This is a genomic window from Nostoc sp. MG11 (assembly GCF_014904695.1).
Taxonomy (GTDB): domain Bacteria; phylum Cyanobacteriota; class Cyanobacteriia; order Cyanobacteriales; family Nostocaceae; genus Komarekiella.
Map to the genome: position 1 here is coordinate 12685 of NZ_JACXXN010000001.1, position 19832 is coordinate 32516.

General features: G+C 44.5%; 18 protein-coding genes. 13 read left to right on the plus strand and 5 right to left on the minus strand.

Annotation, left to right across the window (positions count from 1 at the left end; translation table 11 throughout):
• Positions 1-226: 226 nt before the first annotated feature.
• Positions 227-682, plus strand: a complete 456-nt coding sequence (locus HCR01_RS00075) for a pentapeptide repeat-containing protein (RefSeq protein WP_193193366.1) — start codon at positions 227-229, stop codon at positions 680-682.
• A 355-nt stretch (positions 683-1037) separates the two neighbouring features.
• Here the strand turns inward: HCR01_RS00075 and HCR01_RS00080 are convergent, their stop codons facing one another.
• The 3 genes from HCR01_RS00080 to HCR01_RS00090 form a co-directional block, all read right to left on the minus strand.
• Entirely contained in the window at positions 1038-1430 is a 393-nt protein-coding gene (locus HCR01_RS00080) for a hypothetical protein (RefSeq protein WP_193193368.1), read from the minus strand.
• Positions 1431-1899: 469 nt separating this feature from the next.
• On the minus strand, positions 1900-3174 hold the full coding sequence (metK, locus tag HCR01_RS00085; RefSeq protein WP_193193370.1) for a methionine adenosyltransferase: 1275 nt from the start codon (positions 3172-3174) through the stop codon (positions 1900-1902).
• A 261-nt stretch (positions 3175-3435) separates the two neighbouring features.
• Positions 3436-4440 carry a phosphoribulokinase gene (locus HCR01_RS00090; RefSeq protein WP_162394190.1) on the minus strand — a complete coding sequence of 335 codons (1005 nt, stop codon included), beginning with the start codon at positions 4438-4440 and terminating at the stop codon, positions 3436-3438.
• A gap of 1173 nt (positions 4441-5613) precedes the next feature.
• Between HCR01_RS00090 and petH the strand changes: the two genes are divergently transcribed.
• The 3 genes from petH to HCR01_RS00105 all read left to right on the plus strand — a co-directional run bounded on the left by petH (position 5614) and on the right by HCR01_RS00105 (position 9942).
• A complete protein-coding gene (gene petH / locus HCR01_RS00095; protein ID WP_193193372.1) occupies positions 5614-6960 on the plus strand; it encodes a ferredoxin--NADP reductase in 1347 nt (448 codons plus the stop codon).
• Positions 6961-7253: 293 nt separating this feature from the next.
• The gene (locus HCR01_RS00100) at positions 7254-8540 is read left to right on the plus strand and encodes a homoserine dehydrogenase (RefSeq protein WP_193193374.1); all 1287 of its coding nucleotides are present in this window, start codon (positions 7254-7256) and stop codon (positions 8538-8540) included.
• 172 nt (positions 8541-8712) lie between these two features.
• Positions 8713-9942: an S-layer homology domain-containing protein gene (locus tag HCR01_RS00105; protein WP_193193376.1), complete on the plus strand. Its 1230-nt coding sequence runs from the start codon at positions 8713-8715 to the stop codon at positions 9940-9942.
• A 132-nt stretch (positions 9943-10074) separates the two neighbouring features.
• Here the strand turns inward: HCR01_RS00105 and HCR01_RS00110 are convergent, their stop codons facing one another.
• Positions 10075-10518 (minus strand): CAAD domain-containing protein, encoded by a 444-nt coding sequence (locus HCR01_RS00110; protein WP_193193378.1) that lies wholly within the window; start codon positions 10516-10518, stop codon positions 10075-10077.
• Positions 10519-11574: 1056 nt separating this feature from the next.
• Between HCR01_RS00110 and HCR01_RS00115 the strand changes: the two genes are divergently transcribed.
• Entirely contained in the window at positions 11575-13299 is a 1725-nt protein-coding gene (locus tag HCR01_RS00115; RefSeq protein ID WP_193193379.1) for an ATP-binding protein, read from the plus strand.
• A gap of 162 nt (positions 13300-13461) precedes the next feature.
• Here the strand turns inward: HCR01_RS00115 and HCR01_RS00125 are convergent, their stop codons facing one another.
• Positions 13462-14250 (minus strand): AraC family transcriptional regulator, encoded by a 789-nt coding sequence (locus tag HCR01_RS00125; RefSeq protein WP_320073073.1) that lies wholly within the window; start codon positions 14248-14250, stop codon positions 13462-13464.
• Between HCR01_RS00125 and HCR01_RS40360 the strand changes: the two genes are divergently transcribed.
• The 8 genes from HCR01_RS40360 (at position 14155) to pcrA (ending at position 19742) form a co-directional block, all read left to right on the plus strand.
• Complete coding sequence (locus tag HCR01_RS40360) at positions 14155-14406, plus strand: hypothetical protein (protein ID WP_320073075.1); 252 nt, start codon at positions 14155-14157, stop codon at positions 14404-14406. The genes HCR01_RS00125 and HCR01_RS40360 overlap by 96 nt on opposite strands.
• 248 nt (positions 14407-14654) lie before the next feature.
• Positions 14655-15053: a cupin domain-containing protein gene (locus tag HCR01_RS00130; protein ID WP_193193383.1), complete on the plus strand. Its 399-nt coding sequence runs from the start codon at positions 14655-14657 to the stop codon at positions 15051-15053.
• Entirely contained in the window at positions 15053-15229 is a 177-nt protein-coding gene (locus tag HCR01_RS39800; RefSeq protein ID WP_264299870.1) for an SDR family oxidoreductase, read from the plus strand. Before HCR01_RS00130 ends, HCR01_RS39800 begins: the two co-directional genes overlap by 1 nt.
• Positions 15147-15425, plus strand: a complete 279-nt coding sequence (locus HCR01_RS00140) for a hypothetical protein (protein WP_193194266.1) — start codon at positions 15147-15149, stop codon at positions 15423-15425. Before HCR01_RS39800 ends, HCR01_RS00140 begins: the two co-directional genes overlap by 83 nt.
• Positions 15426-15453: 28 nt before the next feature.
• On the plus strand, positions 15454-16512 hold the full coding sequence (locus tag HCR01_RS00145) for an NAD(P)-dependent alcohol dehydrogenase (RefSeq protein WP_193193385.1): 1059 nt from the start codon (positions 15454-15456) through the stop codon (positions 16510-16512).
• 80 nt (positions 16513-16592) lie between these two features.
• Positions 16593-16838, plus strand: coding sequence for an aldo/keto reductase (locus HCR01_RS00150; RefSeq protein WP_320073067.1), 246 nt, complete (start codon positions 16593-16595; stop codon positions 16836-16838).
• A 120-nt stretch (positions 16839-16958) separates the two neighbouring features.
• Positions 16959-17075: an SDR family oxidoreductase gene (locus tag HCR01_RS00155; RefSeq protein ID WP_193193387.1), complete on the plus strand. Its 117-nt coding sequence runs from the start codon at positions 16959-16961 to the stop codon at positions 17073-17075.
• A 342-nt stretch (positions 17076-17417) separates the two neighbouring features.
• On the plus strand, positions 17418-19742 hold the full coding sequence (gene pcrA / locus HCR01_RS00160; protein WP_193193389.1) for a DNA helicase PcrA: 2325 nt from the start codon (positions 17418-17420) through the stop codon (positions 19740-19742).
• The last annotated feature ends 90 nt before the right edge of the window (positions 19743-19832 follow it).

Below are 19832 nucleotides of genomic sequence, written 5' to 3' on the forward strand. Positions count from 1 at the left end.
AGCTATAAAAAATATTTAACAGTGATTTAATAGTGGCTGTTTTTCAAGCTTTATAGCTGATAAATAACCCAAAAACAGAATCAATACTTTTTTTGGCATCACGAATATAGCTGTCACATATCATAATAAGCTTGCAAGGTCAATCTGTGTCCCCAAGGAATTTGGTGAGATAATAGGGCTGTGAGGCAAAGAACGGACGCAACTTGATAATCAAGGGGGAAATATTATGAAACTCCAGCTATTAGCACCTCTAGCCTTAGCAACTCCCCTATTTTTCGCTAGCGCAGTTAGAGCTGAAAATCCGCAGGACTTACAAAAGCTGTTTTCAACTAGGGAATGTATTCAGTGCAACTTATCAGGGGTTAACCTTAGTGGTGCTCATTTAATTGGTGTTGACTTGCGAGGAGCGAATCTTCAAGGAGCCAACCTTACAGAAGCAAACCTCGAAGGTGCTGATTTAACTGGTGCTAACTTAGCAGGCGCTAACTTAACATCAGCTCATGTAACCAATGTGAACTTGAAGCAAGCCAATCTCAACGGGGTAAATTTTACTCGCGCTAAGATTTATGATTCCAATGTATATCAAGCATCAATGGAAAATCTTAATATCACTGATGCTGAAATATATAACACTGGAATCGGTGTTGGTGGTGAAGATGCACAGATTCCAGATTGGGACTAGGCTCATCTAACGTAGACAGGTTGGAATAACTAAAACAATGGTTTTTGCCGATTTTAAATCTGAGAAACTGGTTGTTTACAAGTGTTACCCCTAAACCTCTGCTACAAAAACATCAAGACAAATCAAAACCCTCTACCTTTTAGACTTCACATCATTAAGGTAGAGGGTTCCTTATTGGCGTTGAACCTTAGTTAATTTTATGAATTGAACTGTATGCAATGTCGTAAAAATTTTGCTACATATGGCTTTTAGTCTTTTAAGTAGACAACTTGGCTTTTTGAAAGACTCGAAACACGGAAATATTGAAGATTATTCTTAGTAGTCTGCCAAAGTTATTTTGACAGACTAAAAGCATTTAGCGAACTTTGTTAGAGATATTTTTGCCTGCTTTTGCTGCACTATCCCCTACATCACTAGCAGTTTCTTGAGCACCCTCTACGTAGCCCGACCCAAATTCTTTAAGGGCTTCTGCTGACTCTTGTCCAATCTTTTGAAGACGTTTGCCAGGAGAACCTTCTGTTTCACGAGCTTCTTTATTCCATTGCCCTACTGTTTTTGGTCTTTGGGCATCGTTTTGCTCTATTTGTTCGCGAACTCTCTCTTTTAAACCTGTGTTATCACGCCCAGGAGTAGCATTCGTTGTCAGTAGTAAAAAACCAACTAAGACAACAGCTAAAAAACGTTTTACCTGAAGTCCCTTCAGCAAGGAACTAATATAAGTCGTTGTCCTAGAAATCAAATTTGTCATGCAAATACTCCATTAGTTGATTGTTGATGCTTTTCTCAATTTTGGCGGAGATAATTGGCTTACTCCAAATTCATCTGCTGCTATTAAAAGCTAAACTTAGCTTCTACCTGTAATTAATCGAGCGAACGGAGCTATAGGTTTTAGTAATAAAATCTAGGAAGATTTTATCTATTTTTCAGCCAACTAGCTATTTTGAACATAAGTAAACCCTAACTATAAAAAGGTTATTATTCTTCTAGCAAAAGGTATATCTCGGTTATGAAAAAAACAGATGCTACTATACCTATAAAACTCGAAAATTTCAGCTAAATAGCATAGATGAAGCTATTCCCAAGGTGCGATTTTAATATCCTTTATTTATCCACTTTTCAATATTCCGCTAGCTATAAAAAAATGAGGGCATAGACAAGTTGTTAAGTTGCCAATACCCTCATACATAATATGCTAGGATTTTGCGGTAGCGATATTTTTAAGTGAGTGCCTGAGCGATCGCTACTGAAAATGACTCATTTAACGCTTGTTTCAACAATTCTGCCTTATCGGTGCGTTCCCAAGGCAAGTCTAAATCCGTCCGTCCAAAATGACCGTAAGCCGCGACGTCCTGATAAAAACGTCCGCCTCGTTCATTTGGTACGTTGCGTAAATTGAAGGTATGGATAATCCCCGCCGGTCGCAGTTCAAAGTTCTGCTTAACTAATTCCAGCAAGGTTTCATCATCTACTTTGCCAGTACCAAAGGTTTCCAGCAAAATGCTCATCGGTCGCGCTACACCAATGGCATAACTTAGCTGGACTTCACATTTATCTGCCAGCCCAGCGGCGACAACATTTTTCGCCACATAGCGAGCAGCATAGGCCGCAGAACGGTCTACCTTGGTGGGGTCTTTGCCAGAAAAAGCGCCGCCACCATGCCGTGAATAACCACCGTAGGTATCAACAATTATTTTCCGTCCTGTCAGACCAGAGTCTCCCTGGGGGCCACCAACGACAAATTTGCCGGTGGGGTTGACTAAAAAATGTGTCTCCTGACTTGGCTTAATTTCAATGTCACCAAAAACAGGTTCGACCACCGCCAACCAGAGGTCTTGTTTAATCTTGGCTTGCACCGCCGCCTCATCTTTTATTTCCCCAATACTTGCTGTATGCTGGGTTGAAATTAGGATAGTATCAATACCCACCGGACGTCCGTCTTCATAGACCACTGTTACTTGTGTTTTGCCATCGGGGCGCAAGTATGGCAATTCACCTGTTTTGCGGACTGCTGCAAGGCGGCGAGCAATGCGGTGGGCGAGACAGATGGGCAAGGGCATCAGTTCTGGGGTTTCGTTGCTGGCAAAGCCGAACATTATCCCTTGGTCGCCTGCACCAATTTTATCGAATAGTTCATCACTATCCTGCTCGCGGGTTTCTTGAGCGGTGTTCACACCTTGAGCAATATCAGGTGATTGTTCGTCTAAAGCTACTAAAACGCTAGTGCTATTGGCAGAAAAGCCATTATCGGCATCGGTATAGCCAATCTCAGCAATCTTCTTGCGGGCGAGATTGACGTAATTCACATTTGCTTTGGTGGTAATTTCACCTGTAATTAGCACCAAGCCAGTATTAACTACTACTTCAGCAGCAACACGGCTGCTGGGGTCTTGTGTTAGTAAGGCATCGAGAATAGTATCAGAAATCTGATCGCAGATTTTATCTGGATGACCTTCGGTGACTGATTCAGAGGTAAATAAATATCGACGAGACAAGGGCAATTCCTCCTCTAAGAGTTTTTTCGCTGACTAAATGTGGATATTTAGGTCAGTTACTTATTTATGGAATCATAACAATATTGACACATTCAGTAGTTAGTGTGTTCTTCTCCTCAGAAAAACCACTAATTATAGCTAAGTATCTGTAAAAAGGATAATATTTACGGTAATTATTTGGTTAATAAAGTGTATTTAATAACAAAAAAAACAGGGATACCCAGAAGTACCCCCATAAGCTTTGACACAAACACTGCTGCTTTAAACCTGAACTGCTAACTTTGCTTCTTTAGCTGTTAAACGCTCATAAGCAGCACGCATTTTCAAACCTGTAAGCACTTGGAACAAACCAGTACCATTATTGGAACCTGGATACTCGCGGTGCTGGAGTAACAAGTGAGTCATCTCACCTTGGTATTTGGTAGATGTGTTGCTGAGATGGGTTTCGATATAAATTACTTCTTCTAGGTTGTCAAATTGACCATCCACCTCTAATACTGAGACGTAGCGGCCGTAGTAGACATCTGAACCATAGTACACTTGCATACCAGGGTAGGAACAGGTTAGCTTGCGTCCGCAGGGAGTCCAATTAATTGTTGAGCCTTCATCAAAAAGGTAGGTTGGCTCAAAGCCTTCCTTACCTTCCCGCTGGAGCATACGTACCCGTAGGACTCGGCGCTCCGTGTCATTTTTAATCAAGTTTGTAGGTAATACCTGAAGAACCACATCAGCAAATTCTCTTTGTGGTTCAATAAATTTATCAAAGTCAGGTTTACGGGAATTGATTTGGGCTAAGACATCTTCGTAGCGATGACCGCGTTCAGCCATATCTCGCTGGATTTTCCAGGCAATTTTGACTTCATCGCTGATATCAAAATAAACGCTGAAATCAATTAGCGATCGCACCCGCTCATCATATAAAGGATGTAGCCCTTCAATAACCAAAATATGATTCGGCTCCACCCGCTCTGGCGGATCAATCAAGCCGGTTTCGTGGTTGTAAATCGGCTTATCAATCGCTTGACCATTCTTGAGCGCTTTAATTTGCTCATACATTAAGTCAAAATTGTTCGCCCTGGGGTCGAGTGCAGTTATTCCTGTTTCTTTGCGCTGTTTACGATCAAGAGAATGATAGTCATCCAAGCAAATGACTGTCATTAAATCTTCACCAAACAAGTCTATTAAACGACGCAAAAACGTAGATTTACCGCACCCAGAGTCTCCTGCTACTCCAATCAGTACCACGCGTTCCGGCTTACTTGTCATAAATCTCCTCTAAAAATACTAAAGTTGTGTCAATCAATAATTTTTCACACAGCAGATTTTGAAGCCAGGAGTTACCCCTTTGGTTTGTCCTGTGTTCCTTCTACCCAGCACAGCGATGAGATATCAGACGGGTAGACAACAAAGTAATACTTGTTACTCGTCAGACTAGTTCTGAAATTCGGTGCTGGTAAGTATTTAATCCTAGTGGTACATTTAATTTTAACAGAAGGCGGTATCCCATACAATATTTGCTGTCAGGAATAATCTATGTGGTTCGCTAATCATTTTGATAATTTAGTTGTTAATTCTAAAAGAGCAAACATTATCGCCTGTAATTGGTGTGGCGATCTCCATTACTGGATTGTAACTCCATAAACCAAGTCCATAAGGTATAATTTTTCCGGCAGCAACTTTTTTGCTACCTGAAAATTTTAATTGGCGCTCAAGCAAAACTTGAGATATTAAAATCTAGAATCTATCTAAGGAATGAACTCTTAAGTTAGATTAGCGAGATTATTGTGATTTAATTTTTAGATATGCTCAAATCTAGGTATGAGCATTATGCAAGGTAATAATAGAGGTTGACAGATTTTTCACATCAAGTAAAACTTATTATAGTTGCCCATATCACGCTTCCTTCTATCATCATGTTTCTAGCTGGAGTTTTCTGGTCGTGTAATTGACCATGAGCAGGATACAGATATAGCTAATAACATTTTGGGAAGCTACTACAGTTGAGTCAAGTAGAACCAATCCGCAGAAAACCTTCTAGAATTGGCATCTTCCGAATATCAGCGTCCAAATTAGGTAAGTACAACGGCAGTCTTTGGAGGCACAATGAACGGTGGTTTAAATGTCTGCCATTGTAATTTACTAGTTGGGTAGTTAAAAAGTTATCTTTTGGTGGAAGTCGTAGTTAACGAAAAAAAGATTAAATTGACTCATTATTAACATTCTCCAAAAGACTTATCCTTTACCTTAGAAGGTGAACAGGTGTGTTTTTTACAATGCCTGCATGTCTTTGGTGAGTGTACTTAGCAAGGCATTATTTAATGATGCCGTTTTTCCAGGGAGCCAGTTTTGTGAAACAAAAATCCGGTAAACTAAAGCTGGCATGGGATGGGAATAGTTTTTTTGAAAAACGGTTAAGTAAATATCGGAGTGGTAGAACGAATGTACAATCAAGGTGCTGTTGAGAGTGCTGCCAATAAAGAATTAGGTAGCCGTGTCTTCGTGTACGAAGTGGTGGGTCTGCGTCAGAGCGAAGAAACTGATCAAACGAACTACCCAATTCGTAAAAGTGGCAGTGTGTTCATCAGAGTGCCTTATAACCGCATGAATCAAGAAATGCGACGGATCACTCGCCTAGGCGGCAAAATTGTTAGCATCCAACCATTAACTGCTCTAGAGCCAGTCAATGGGAAAGCCTCATTTGGAAATGCTAACAGCGAAATAAGCTTAGCCACATTTGGGGAAACTGCTAACAGTGAGGGGAATGGTAAAGCCACACCTGTGAATACTAATAGTGAAGTGAAAGGCTTCGCTAAATCACCTGCTGAAGAACAGCCCAAGAACAAGGACAAAAAAGGCAACACCATGACTCAAGCGAAAGCCAAGAAAGACGCCCACGGTGACGTTCCTGTCAACATTTACCGTCCCAATGCTCCGTATATTGGCAAGGTAATATCTAATGAACCTTTAGTCAAAGAAGGTGGAATTGGTATTGTTCAGCACCTCAAGTTTGACATTTCCGGCGGCGATTTGAAGTACATAGAAGGTCAAAGTATCGGTATTATTCCGCCAGGAGTGGACAAGAACGGTAAACCTGAAAAACTCAGACTGTACTCAATTGCCTCAACTCGTCATGGCGATGATGTGGATGATAAGACAGTATCATTGTGCGTCCGCCAATTAGAGTATAAGCACCCAGAAACCAACGAAACAGTCTATGGTGTTTGCTCTACTCACCTGTGTTTCCTCGAACCAGGGGCAGATGTAAAAATTACAGGGCCGGTGGGTAAGGAAATGTTGTTACCCCAAGACCCCGACGCCAAAGTGATTATGATGGCAACCGGAACAGGTATTGCGCCTATGCGGGCTTACCTGTGGCGGCAGTTCAAAGATGCAGAAAGAGCAGCTAACCCAGAATACCAATTTAAGGGATTTTCTTGGCTAATATTTGGTGTGCCGACAAGTCCAAATATTCTATATAAGGAAGAACTGGAAGAAATTCAACAAAAATATCCTGATAACTTCCGCCTCACTTACGCTATTAGCCGGGAACAGAAAAACCCCCAAGGCGGCAGAATGTATATCCAAGACCGCGTAGCAGAACATGCAGATGAATTGTGGCAGTTAATTAAAGATGAAAAAACCCACACATACATCTGTGGTTTGCGAGGTATGGAAGATGGGATCGATGCAGCATTGACTGCTGCTGCTGCGAAGGAAGGTGTAACCTGGAGTGATTACCAGAAGGAACTCAAGAAAGCCCATCGCTGGCACGTAGAAACATACTAAGTGCTGAAGCATGGTAGCGGGGTATTTAGCCCGTGCTGAGTTATAAGTTTGTAGGGTGGGCAGTGCTCACCCTACAATTGTTTTGTATGAACATCTGAGACAAGAGTTCTAAGTTCTGAGTTTTAAAGTAATAGGTACTTATAACTACTCAGCACTTCAAAACTCAGTACTCAGCGAGAAGTCAGAGCGGCGGCTACCCTGCGGGAACGCCAAAGGCGAACCGCCGTTCGCGCAGCGTCTCTGAAAGAGACTCTGAACTTCGGTAACTCAAAAATGGATTGGGTACAAAATTTGTGGGCGTGAAGCTAGGAATACTAGGATTAGGCACTGTGGGAACGGGTACAGTGCAATTATTGCAAGATGGGGCTGGGCGTCACCCGTTGTTGCAAGAAATAGAAATATATCGGGTGGGAGTACGATCGCTCGATAAACACCGCGCAGTAGAATTATCTACAGAAGTACTAACTACAGATTTAGAAGCTATTGTCAATGACCCGGCGATAGATATAGTTGTTGAGGTGATGGGTGGGCTAGAACCAGCGCGATCGCTAATCCTCAAAGCTCTCAATAATGGTAAGCACGTAGTCACCGCTAATAAAGCAGCGATCGCCCGTTTTGGGGCGGAAATTTTCACAACTGCCAATCAAGCCGGGGTATACGTCATGCTAGAAGCCGCTGTAGGTGGTGGTATCCCAGTGATTCAACCCCTAAAGCAGTCCTTAAGTATTAACCGTATTCACGCAATTACTGGCATCGTTAACGGTACGACTAACTACATCCTGACGCGGATGCAAACAGAAGGCAGCAACTTCAGTGATGTCTTAGCTGATGCCCAACAGTTGGGTTATGCGGAAGCTGATCCCACCGCCGATGTCGAGGGCTTAGACGCAGCAGATAAAATTGCCATCCTGGCATCATTAGGCTTTGATGGACGCATTAACCTACAAGATGTCTACTGTGAAGGGATTCGGCAAGTTAGCAAGACAGATATTACCTATGCGGAAAAGTTAGGATTTGTGATTAAATTGCTGGCGATCGCTAAACGCAATACTCCCTCATCTCCCCTGTCCGTCAGAGTGCATCCTACCTTAGTACCTAAAGCACACCCGTTGGCTAGCATCAACGGCGTTTATAACGCCATTCTTGTCGAAGGGGAACCCATTGGACAGGTGATGTTTTTCGGACCTGGTGCTGGTGCTGGTGCAACCGCCAGTGCAGTATCATCTGATATTTTAAATCTAGTTGCTGTCCTTAAAACTAAGACAGTAGATCCAAATCTCTTGCTAGCTTGTGGGCATCAAGAATACTGTCAAATTGCGCCAATGGCAGAACTTGTAACTCGGTTTTATGCCCGTTTCCTCACAAAAGACCAACCCGGAGTTATTGGCAAATTAGGTACTTGCTTCGGTAACTATAACGTTAGCTTAGAGTCAATTGTCCAAACTGGTTTTCAGGGAGAGCTAGCAGAAATTGTAGTTGTTACCCACGATGTCCGAGAAGGAAACTTTCGCCAAGCTTTAGCAGAAATTCAGAATCTAGAAGCGATCAACAGTATTCCCAGCTTACTGCGTGTACTTTAAATTCGAGCAGAACTAAGAGTTTGCTACCATTGAAACTGCGATCGCATTTTAAAATTTATTTTAAAATTCCCTGTCAGCAATCACTGAGGAAAAAAGAGGGGGGTGGTGTAAAAGAGTCATCTATGGCTTAATTTGTTTAGACGCAAATTTTACCGCTACCAGGGTAATTACGATGACAAATAGACCTCCGTCCGAATCGGAGTCATCCCAAAGAACTGCCCTTGGCTTTGATGAATTTATAGCCATTCTGGTTGCCTTTGCCACTATTGGAGCGATTTTGTTTTGGTCATTTTCCCGTAAGGATTCTAGCTGGAACTTAAACGGGCTATTGTCGCCTTCCCCTGCGCCAAATAAAAGCATTCAGCCAAATCAAGCTTTGCCTTCTCCTACGCCCATAGAACCAAATACAGCGCCCAACTTCCAAGGTTCACCGTCACCTGTACCTGGTGCTGTTGTTGAACCCAACACAACTTCATCTTTAACTGATAGCGCGACTCCTCACCCCTTGGTATGGCCATCCATTAACGTAGATCCAACTCAATCCCCACAGGGAAAGACGCCTGTGTTTCCCTCAAAAAGTTTTGAGCCACCAGTCATAGCAGCAGCATTGCCATTAGTAACTCCAGCAGAGAAAAAATCAACTATTCCACCGCCAATTGCATTTAACGATGTGCCTGAGAACTTTTGGGGTCAGCGGTTTATTAACGTTCTTTCTTCTCGTGGTATTCTCAAGGGGTTTCCCGATTATTCTTTTAGACCAAATCAGCTTGTAAACCGCGCTGAATTTGCTGCCATACTGCAAAAAGCTTTTGACCAAAAACTGAGTAAGACTACGACAGCATTTAGAGATGTACCAGTAAAATTTTGGGCAAATCCAGCAATTGACCAAGCCCTCAGTACTAAGTTTTTAAAAGGCTACCCGAATAAAACCTTCAAACCCCAACAAAAGATCTCGCGGGCGCAAGTTTTAGTTGCTCTTGCTAGTGGGTTGAACTTAAAAACACCCGCTTCCCCAAATCAGATTTTGAGTGGTTATAAAGATGCTAAAAATATTCCGCAATATGCTGTTGGCAAAATAGCAGCCGCTACAGCTAATCGTCTTGTAGTTAACTACCCAGACTCACAAATCCTAGCTCCCAACAAAGAGGCTAGTCGGGCTGAGGTAGCGGCGATGATTCATCAAGCTTTGGTACACCTAGGAAAATTAGAAACAATTCCATCTCAAAGCATTGTGCGATCGCCAAACATATCTATACCCCCAGGAGAAAGCAAGCTCCGCGCAACATCTCGTAATCCTACACTACAGCAAGCTCCGCGTAGTGTTGACAACAGAAAACAGGAAAGACTCTCGCGGATTCAAAAGGAGAACCCTGAAGGTAACTTATCCTCAGAATCGCCTTAGTAAGCTTGATAGTAAAAGTGGTCAAGATTTTGAATTCTCCTGACCACTTTCACGCTTCTGTTTTACCAAATAGCAGCAATCAACAAACGCATTAGAGATTAAAATAGCGCTCTGTACTGCATCAGTCAGAAATTAGGCTTCTGGTATTTTGCCGACAACTTGTGATTTGAGGGTTGTAATTTCACTAGTCAACTCTTTCCTGGTTGAGGCTTTGAGTAAATAGCGGTAAACAAACCATGCAGAGTAGCCAATACCAATCAACTCGAAAGTAGGAGCTACCAAGGGGATATCATTCAAAGCATCCAATATTGCCAACAGCACCTTAACTGCGACAATCGCTCCCACAATTAACCCAATGCTAATTAGGGGCTGCTTGTATTGATTAAAGAAGGCTCCTAAGTATTCGGGCAGTGTCGCTAAAAATCTAGAAATTTGTTCACCGTATTTTAGCCACTCATCTTGAGGCGCGGAAGCCGGGACTTTAGTAATGGTTCCCGTTTGGTTGTTAATCTCTGGCACTGTTGCCTCTTTTGACTTGGTTTCCGTAAATTCCGGTTCTTGCATTTTCACTTCCATAATTTTGACAGTTGAGTTTCTCTAATCTGGATAATTACAACCAAAAAGCCGTTGATTAGGCAATGCACTTGTGCATCAGTACAACTGAGTTTGGGGTACAAAAAGGTTATAGTGTCCTATAACCATAATTGTCCCGCAACCTCCACTGCATCAACTACAAGGTAGAAAGCCAGTAGGAGGATAGAAGTCAGAAGGCGGCAGAATGTATTAAAATTAGCTTTCTGAGTTCGGTTTCTTGGGAATCAACTGTAATCCTCAGGTTGTGATTATCTCATACCGTGTCAATTGCTCATAATCGTACTCATCGCAGTATAAATTAGGCGAAAATCGGTTCACCTCTCATTTATACAAGCCTAAAAGCTGATTTTATCCGATATTAAAGCTATCTTAAGCCTGGTTCGCCAATTAACTTATTCGTATTGATCTTAATACGTAATAAAAGTTTTTCTGTACTCATATAGACTAGACTTTAAAAATCTTTTATGGTAATCGGGATTGCCTGACTGAAGACTAAAGACTAGCTTGCCTGCAATCTAAATAAAAAACCGTATAATGACGCTCCACACCTAGCCCTGGCAATTACCAACATCAGACCTTAGCCCAGAGCAAGCTGCGACACCTCTATGGATTTTGCTTTGCAAGCAATATCGGCCAAAAAGGCAAACATATCTCATCCCTTGTCTTTTTTTCCTGATCGGATTAGTTTTATAAAGAAGCAGTAAAGTAGATTAGTGTCATTCTCAATGGAGAAAACTCACTGTTATCAACTGCATATTAAAGAAAGTGCCAAGGAGGAGACAGTTTCAGGAAAGTCTCTACTGTATGTAACTATGTAGTTGCCTAAAGCAGTAAATTCTGTTCGCCGCCAGCAAGTATGCTTCCTAAGATTGCGAACAAAACCATTTAAATATAGTAAAGGTCATGCCAATTATCTAGTAAGCAGTGATTTGCGCTTGCTATAAAAGAAGATAATGTAGATGTTAATCACCAATTGAAGTGATTGCACAGGCTAAGCTAATTTGGTAATTTTTGCGGGAAGGCAAGGAGATTTGAGGGATGCCAACTCAAAAGCCAACCCCTTTTGACAGCAGTTCAGAAAGCAAAAAAGTGTCAGCGGAAGAGCTATCAACAGACGAACTCCCGACCATAGAATTTCCCTCACGAGGGAAACTCAAAGCCAGTTCTTGGCGCATCCATCAAAAAATTGGCTATGGGTACTTTGTAGCAATTGGTATTGGTTTTTTCGGCTCACTGACTGGGTTGGTAATTGCCAACTACTATCGGGGACGAGAAGTCGTACAATTAAATCAAGCCCATGAGCAAGGACAACTCCTGAGAAATTATCAAGATGCAATAGTAGGGGCACAATTGCACAGCTCTAACTTGGTTGCTGTGTTAGAAGATCCAAAGCAGCTGCAAAGCAAAAAAGCTGAATTTATCAAAAGTTTTGAAAGAGCTAAAAAATTAGAGCCAGAAATTTCTGGGTTTATCGATAGCAAACCCCGGAGATTAGCCGCGACCAGCTCTACATTACAGACTTTATTGCAGGATAACGCGACTAACTTAAAATTATACGTTGATCAAATCGAAGCTGTTTTACAGAAAATTGATAATCAGCAAGTGCAACCAGAGCAGATTTCTTTAGCACGGGGGCAGTTGTTAAAAATTATGCGTGGTCAAACAGCCATGCAGTTAGAGCAGCTTTCGGCAAAATTGACTAATATCTTGCAAACTGCTGAAGAACAAGAGCAGGGAAGGCAAAAAGCTCTTGAGCAGGCAAAAATAGTTGAAAGATTAATTGTGATGGTGAGTATGGTGGTGTCAGTGGCGATCGCAGCCATTGTAGCGTGGCGTACTAGTCGGGCGATCGCCGAACCAGTAATCACTGTAACTCAAGTGGCTGAGCAAGTGGCGAGGAAATCTAATTTTGATTTGCGAGCTCCAGTCACCACAGAAGATGAAATTGGGTTATTAGCCAAATCTCTGAATCGTCTAATTGAGCGGGTATCTGAGCGAACTAAAGAATTACAGCAGGCTAAAGAATTAGCCGAAGCAGCTAGCAAAGCCAAAAGCATATTTCTGGCAAATGTCAGTCACGAGTTACGCACGCCGTTGAATGCTGTGATTGGTTTGAGCCAACTTCTAGAAGATGACGCAACCGATCTTGGTTTATCGGCAGACTTTATCACAGACTTGGAAACAATTAACTCTGCTGGTAGACAATTACTGGAACTGATTAACGATATCCTCGACTTGTCAAAAATTGAAGCGGGGAAAATGACTCTCTATCCTGAGACGTTTGAGATTGCAACACTTATCCATAACGTCGTCCTTACAGTCAAGCCGGCTATAGAAAAAAATGCCAATATCTTAGAAGTAGATTTTGATGAGCGACTTGGCACAATGTACGCTGATCAAACTAGGATGCGGCAGGTGTTGTTAAATTTACTGAGCAATGCCGCAAAGTTTACCACCAACGGCAAGGTAATGCTGACAGTCAAGAGCGAAAAAGAAGACTTACTACCGGAGGCTCCTTTTGGCATCATTACTTTCACCGTTAGCGATACAGGCATAGGTATGTCTCACAATCAACAGCGGCAATTATTTCAACCATTTACTCAAGGGGATACCTCAACTACGAAAAAGTATGGAGGTACTGGATTAGGTTTAGCAATTAGCCGCCACTTCTGCCAGATGATGGGGGGTGAGATTATTGTCAAAAGTCAGCCGGGAGTTGGCTCAATTTTCACCGTTCGCCTACCATTGACTGTGCAAGGATAAACTGGTTTGAAGTGCGATTTATAAATATCCAGGATTTTCAGGACGGCATACTAACGCAGAATATGAACTGTCTTGATCAACCTGCCGTATTCCTGAAGTGCTCGCGTTAAAGGATGTTTGCGTGGAAACGATTTCTGGCAAGATTAGGACGTCTTGAGGAGATCATATTGAACTAGCAGTCTCCCTAACAGCTTCTCGCAGCCTTTCCACATCGCGCATCGGTGGTGTACCAAAGAGCCGCTTGTACTCCCGGTTGAAGTGCGAGGCATCGTCATAACCCACACGGTAGGCAGCACTGGTAGCGTCAAGGTTTTCCCCCAGCATCAGACGGCGAGCCTCCTGAAGCCGCAGTTGCTTCTGGAACTGCAAGGGACTCATTGCAGTGACAGACTTGAAGTGATGGTGGAAGCCTGAGACACTCATTCCAAGCTCTCGTGCGATGTTTTCAATCCGAAGCGGCTCATTAAAGTCTTTACGAAGTCGCTCGACGGCTCTGGCGATGTAGTGGGTGTAGCCACCCAGAACTGCAATATGACGGAGTCGACTACCTTGCTCTCCTATCAGGAGTCGGTAAATGATTTCCCGCTTAATCAGTGATGCGAGAACATGAGCTTCAGCAGGGGAATCTAGAAGCCTGACGAGCCGCACCATAGCGTCCAACAGATTTACTTCCAAAGGACTTACGTCAATCGCTTTGACATTGGCACCCCTTTGTGATAGAAGATGTCCTGCCTCGACCATGACTGAACTGACCAGGGCAGGGTCGAGATCGAGGCGAACGCTAAGATACGGTTTCTCTTTGGACGCCTCCAGAATTTGGCTGATAACCGGAAGTTCAGCTGTAGCAAGCAGATAATGCATCGGGTCGTACTGATAGCGATCGCTGCCCAGAAGAACTTCTTTGCTGCCTTGAGCGATCGCACAAAAGGCAGGGATAGAGACACTATGAATGCATTCCGAAGGCGAGGAGGAGCGGTTGAAGTGCAATCCTTTCAGTGGCTCAATCGTCCCATCCTGACGAATCGCCTGTGCAATCCGCTCTTTCAGTTCGTCTCTGTTGGCTTGCGCTCTGTCTACCTCGCGCTTTGCCTGCGGGTCGCTCATTAAATCGATATCGGACTTTTCACTCGTTTTGGCAGCGTTCATTTCTAAGTTTGCAGGATTGTACAACGATCTTAGACGATCATTCTATTACTTGTTCTTCAGGATTCTTAGAATGAAGCTAAAGCAAGGAAAAATGATTTCGGCTTCTTGTAAGCATTCTGGATTTTTATTTAAGAGAAAACTCAGTTTTGATTGGGCAAGAGACTTGCCTGCTAGCCACCAAACTGGCATCAAGTGAAGGAATTAAGAAGATGGACATCAAAAGAAGTGGCTCACAGCCTTCTGCCAAAGGACAGACTGAGTATTTTACCGGCACTGTACGCGTTGACTCCCTGTTCCAAGCAAATGATCCGGCGCGTGCGCTCGGCGCCAGTGTCACGTTCGAGCCTGGCGCTCGGACAGCATGGCACACCCACCCGTTGGGAAAGATCCTGATTGTGACGGCTGGCTGCGGTCTTGCACAACGCTGGGGCGGTTCGATCAAGCAAATTCGGCCGGGGGACGTGATCTGGTTCTCGCCGGGTGAGAAACATTGGCACGGTGCTACGGCAACCACAGCGATGACGCATATTGCCATTCAGGAGGTGCTCGATGGCAGCAGAACATCCGCATCAATGCTGTGTGCCCCGGAATCATCGACACCTCGATGATGGATCGCTTCAGCGGCGGCACTCCCGAAGGACGAGAACAAGTGATCTCGCAGGAGCCAATTGGCAGGATGGGTCAACCCGAAGAGATCGCCAATGCCGTCGTCTGGCCGTGTTCGGATGCGTCCTCCTTCACCGTCGGGCACGCCCTGGTCGTCGATGGCGGTCAAACAGTGTAGTGATGTTCGTCGCCAACACGATCAAACCCTAAACGCACGACAACAAAGCATTGTCGCCATCGCCACCTTCACCGTCAACGGCGATGACTCATATCGCCACTCAGGAGGTACTGGACGGCAAGCCTGCGGACTGGATGGAAAAGGTCAGCGACGAACAATACCAGGACAGATTCAAGACCGAGTAGAAGGAAACTAGCTTATCTTCCAGATTGGAGCATCAATTTATGTACAACACCAAAGCTTATTCCGCAGTCAGTGAAACATCACCACTAGCCTCCACCACGATCGCGCGGCGCGATCCAACCGAACACGACGTACAGATTGAAATCCTTTTCTGCGGCATTTGCCACTCCGACCTCCATTCGGTGCGTAACGAGTGGAGCAACATCATGCCCACTGTCTATCCGATTGTCCCCGGTCATGAGATTGTCGGCCGCGTCACCAAGGTTGGCTCAGCAGTTACCAAGTATAAGCCCGGCGATCTCGCAGCGGTCGGCTGCCTGGTCGACTCGGATGGTACCTGCCCCCAGTGCAAAGCTAGTCTTGAACAGTTTTGTCCGAACCAGACCCTCACCTTCAACTCCCCGGACAAGCACCTTGGAGGTGTCACCTATGGTGGCTACTCCGATAGCATCGTCGTCGATGAACGCTTCGTTCTGCGCGTTCCCTCCAACCTCGATCTCGCCGGAGCCGCGCCGCTCCTCTGCGCTGGGATCACAACCTATTCGCCCATGCGCCACTGGGGCGTCACCAAGAGCAAGAAGGTCGGCGTGGTCGGTCTTGGCGGACTGGGCCACATGGGTGTGAAGTTCGCCCGTGCGTTCGGTGCCCATGTCGTCGTCTTTACCACCTCGCCCGACAAGACGGAAGACGCGCTCCGTCTCGGTGCCGACGAAGTCGTCGTTTCCCGTAATGCCGACGAAATGCAGAAGCACGCTGGCAGTTTCGACTTCATCCTCGATACTGTCTCCGTCAAGCACGACATCAACGCCTATCTCAACCTGCTCCGCCTCGACGGCAACATCACCCTGGTCGGCGCACCTGAAAAGCCCCTGGACGTCTCGGCATTCAGCCTCATCATGGGCCGCCGCAGTCTCTCTGGCTCTAACATCGGCGGCATTGCCGAAACCCAGGAGATGCTGGACTTTTGCGGGGAACACAACATCACTGCCGATGTCGAAGTCATCCCCATTCAAAAGGTCAACGAAGCTTACGAGCGACTGCTCAAGTCCGATGTGAAGTACCGCTTCTGTATCGATATGGTATCCCTTAAATCTGCATAACCGAGGTGGAACCTCAAAGGAATAACTATGCAGAAGCGCAAACTTGGTAACAGCAACGACTACTCGCAGAGGAGGTGAGTGTGGATACCACCCGCTTGGAGGCATTCAGCGACGGTGTTTTCGCGATCGCCTGGCTGCTTGCTCAGAAGCCGTGGATTGTTCCGATTCCGGGCACTACGAAGCTGCATCGCTTGGACGAAAACATCGGGGCAGTCTCAGTCGAACTCACGCCCGACGATCTGCGTGATATCGATGACGCCACCTCCAAGATCACGGTGCAAGGAGCTCGGTACCCCAAAAAGCTGGAGCAAATGACCGATCGCTAAGCGGCAAAAAATGTGTTCTCTGGTTGCATTCTTTGGAGGCCGCTGATGCTTCATTAACCATTAAGTTCGAGGCACTATCTTGCGGCCACCTTCCGTGGAAGCTCAACTCCGTAGAGCGGCGTGATAACCAGTAAGCCTAAGCAAATCGTCGAAGCGATTCTTTGGCTTTGTTCAGATGCGGCTTCGTTTATAACCGGATGTGCGATGTTCGTTGATGGAGGATTTGTAGTGTGGTAAAGGATCTTCAACGCCCAACGACCGCCGCCGCATTGAGACGCCACAGAAAGTTCTACGGAGCCATAGGACTGGTGACTGAGGCGGTAAGGATAAAAAGCAAAGGCTGATTAGTTCTGGTTAGAATATTGCCACATCATCTTTATTAACCAAGTTTCGCTAGGATATTGTAACCTGGGCAATAGCAACTCTCTATTGATGTGACGCCAGGCGTAGGCTTAGCCCGTCGGAGCGAAAAGTCGAGCCAGTGCGTTCCTGTCGCCTTGCGTCGGAAAGCAACTAGCGTCGGAGCTGCGGCTTCCGCAGCTCTGAACTTTACAAGACAGACATCGCTTTTTCACATCCATGACAACAACCACTGACTTTCTCAGTCACCTTAACCCCAGTCAACGCCAAGCCGTCGAACACTACTGCGGCCCATTGCTAGTTGTTGCTGGTGCAGGTTCCGGCAAAACACGAGCACTAACTTATCGCATTGCGAACCTGATTCTCAAAAACCGAGTAAATCCAGAAAATATCCTGGCGGTGACGTTCACCAACAAAGCCGCGCGGGAGATGAAAGAGCGGATTCAAAGGCTGTTTGCTGAACAATTGGCAATGAAAGAACACGGTCAGCGGTTAGATTTGTTGCCAGAATATGAACAAACTAAACTGCGATCGCAAGTTTACAAAACTACTATTAAAGATTTGTGGTGTGGGACTTTCCACAGTCTATTTTCCCGGATTCTCCGCTTTGATATCGACAAATACGAAGACGAAAAAGGACGCCGTTGGAATCGCAATTTCTCCATCTTTGACGAATCTGATGTCATCAGCTTGGTTAAAGAAATTGTCAACAAACAGCTAAATCTAGACGATAAGAAGTTCGAGGCTCGTTCTGTCCGCTACGCGATTAGTAACGCTAAAAACCAAGGTTTATCACCCCAAGAATTGGAGCGAGAACAACCCAATTATCGCGGACGGGTAATTTCTGAAGTTTATAGTTTATATCAAGATAAGTTAGCAGAAAATAACGCACTTGATTTTGATGATCTAATTCTCACACCTACTAGATTGTTTCAGCAAAACGAGCATGTATTGGGTTACTGGCATCGCAAATTTTGCCATATTCTTGTAGATGAATATCAAGATACTAACCGCACCCAGTATGACCTAATTCGCTTATTGGTCACAAATGGCGAAGACAGAAAGAGCGAATGGGAATGGCAGAATCGCTCAGTTTTTGTTGTAGGTGATGCAGATCAGTCTATTTATAGTTTTAGAATGGCAGATTTTACCATTTTGCTGGAATTCCAAAACGACTTTGGCGATGGTTTGCCAGATGATGATACCCGCACGATGGTAAAACTTGAAGAAAACTATCGCTCTTGCGAAAACATTTTGCAAGCGGCTAATGAACTAATTGAAAATAACACTCAACGGATTGATAAAGTCCTCAAACCGACACGTGGGGCAGGAGAAGAAATTTATTCCCACAAAGCGGATAATGAACTAGAAGAAGCCGACTTTGTAATTCGTCAAATTCGCACTTTAGAACACCAAAATCCCGAATTGAACTGGGGTAGTTTTGCCATACTTTATCGGACAAACGCTCAATCTCGCCCGTTTGAAGAATTGTTGGTGAAATATCAAATTCCTTACACAGTTGTGGGAGGAATGAAATTTTATGATCGCAAAGAAATTAAAGATGTGATTGCTTATTTAAGAGCGATCGCTAACCCATCTGATACATTAAGTTTATTGCGAGTCATCAATACTCCTCGGCGAGGAATTGGCAAAACGACTATTGACGCTTTGGTGAACGCTGCCCAGCAATTAGGTACAACATTGTGGGAAATACTCAGCGATGAAACATCAGTTAATACATTAGCTGGACGGGCGACAAAAGCTGTGAATAGCTTTGCCGAGATGATTAGCCGTTGGCAAGGACAAGTCGCCACGCTTCCCGTAACTGAGGTTTTGCAAGGAATATTAGAAGACTCTGGTTACGTCCAAGACTTGATGAATCAAGGCACAGATGAAGCCACAGATAGAGTACAAAACGTCCAGGAACTTTACAACGCAGCACTACAATTTCAAGAAGAAAACGAAGAGGTTTCCCTCCGAGACTTTCTCAGTAGTGCGGCTCTCAGTTCCGATTTGGATAATTTGAAAGAAGGACAAACAGCCGTTTCTTTGATGACTTTGCACGCTTCCAAAGGGCTGGAATTTCCCGTAGTATTTTTGGTGGGATTAGAACAAGGACTATTTCCCGGCTACCGTTCGCTGAGTGACCCCGCATCTTTGGAAGAAGAACGCCGCTTGTGTTATGTGGGCATTACTCGCGCTCAAGAGAGGTTGTATTTATCACACGCCCGTGAACGCCGCCTGTATGGTTCTCGTGAACCTGCAATGCGATCGCAATTTCTCGATGAATTGCCCGAAGAATTATTAACTACTCAACAGATGAGTCGTCAAACCTATACCAAAGTTGCGTCTGCACCTAATGGTAAGCAAGGCACAGCCCAGAATTGGCAAGTAGGCGATCGAGTATTACATAAAACTTTTGGTGTTGGTGAAATAACTCATGTCTTCGGAACTGGTAATAAGATGTCTGTGGCGATTAAATTTGCTAGCCTGGGTCAAAAAATCATCGACCCCAGGGTAGCGCAGTTACAAAGAGTGGAGTGATATAGTTTTTTATTTTTGAAATACAGCAAGTTAGGATACGTTAGTAAGCGATCGCACATACCGTAATCTTCAATTTCTCATAATGCCCAA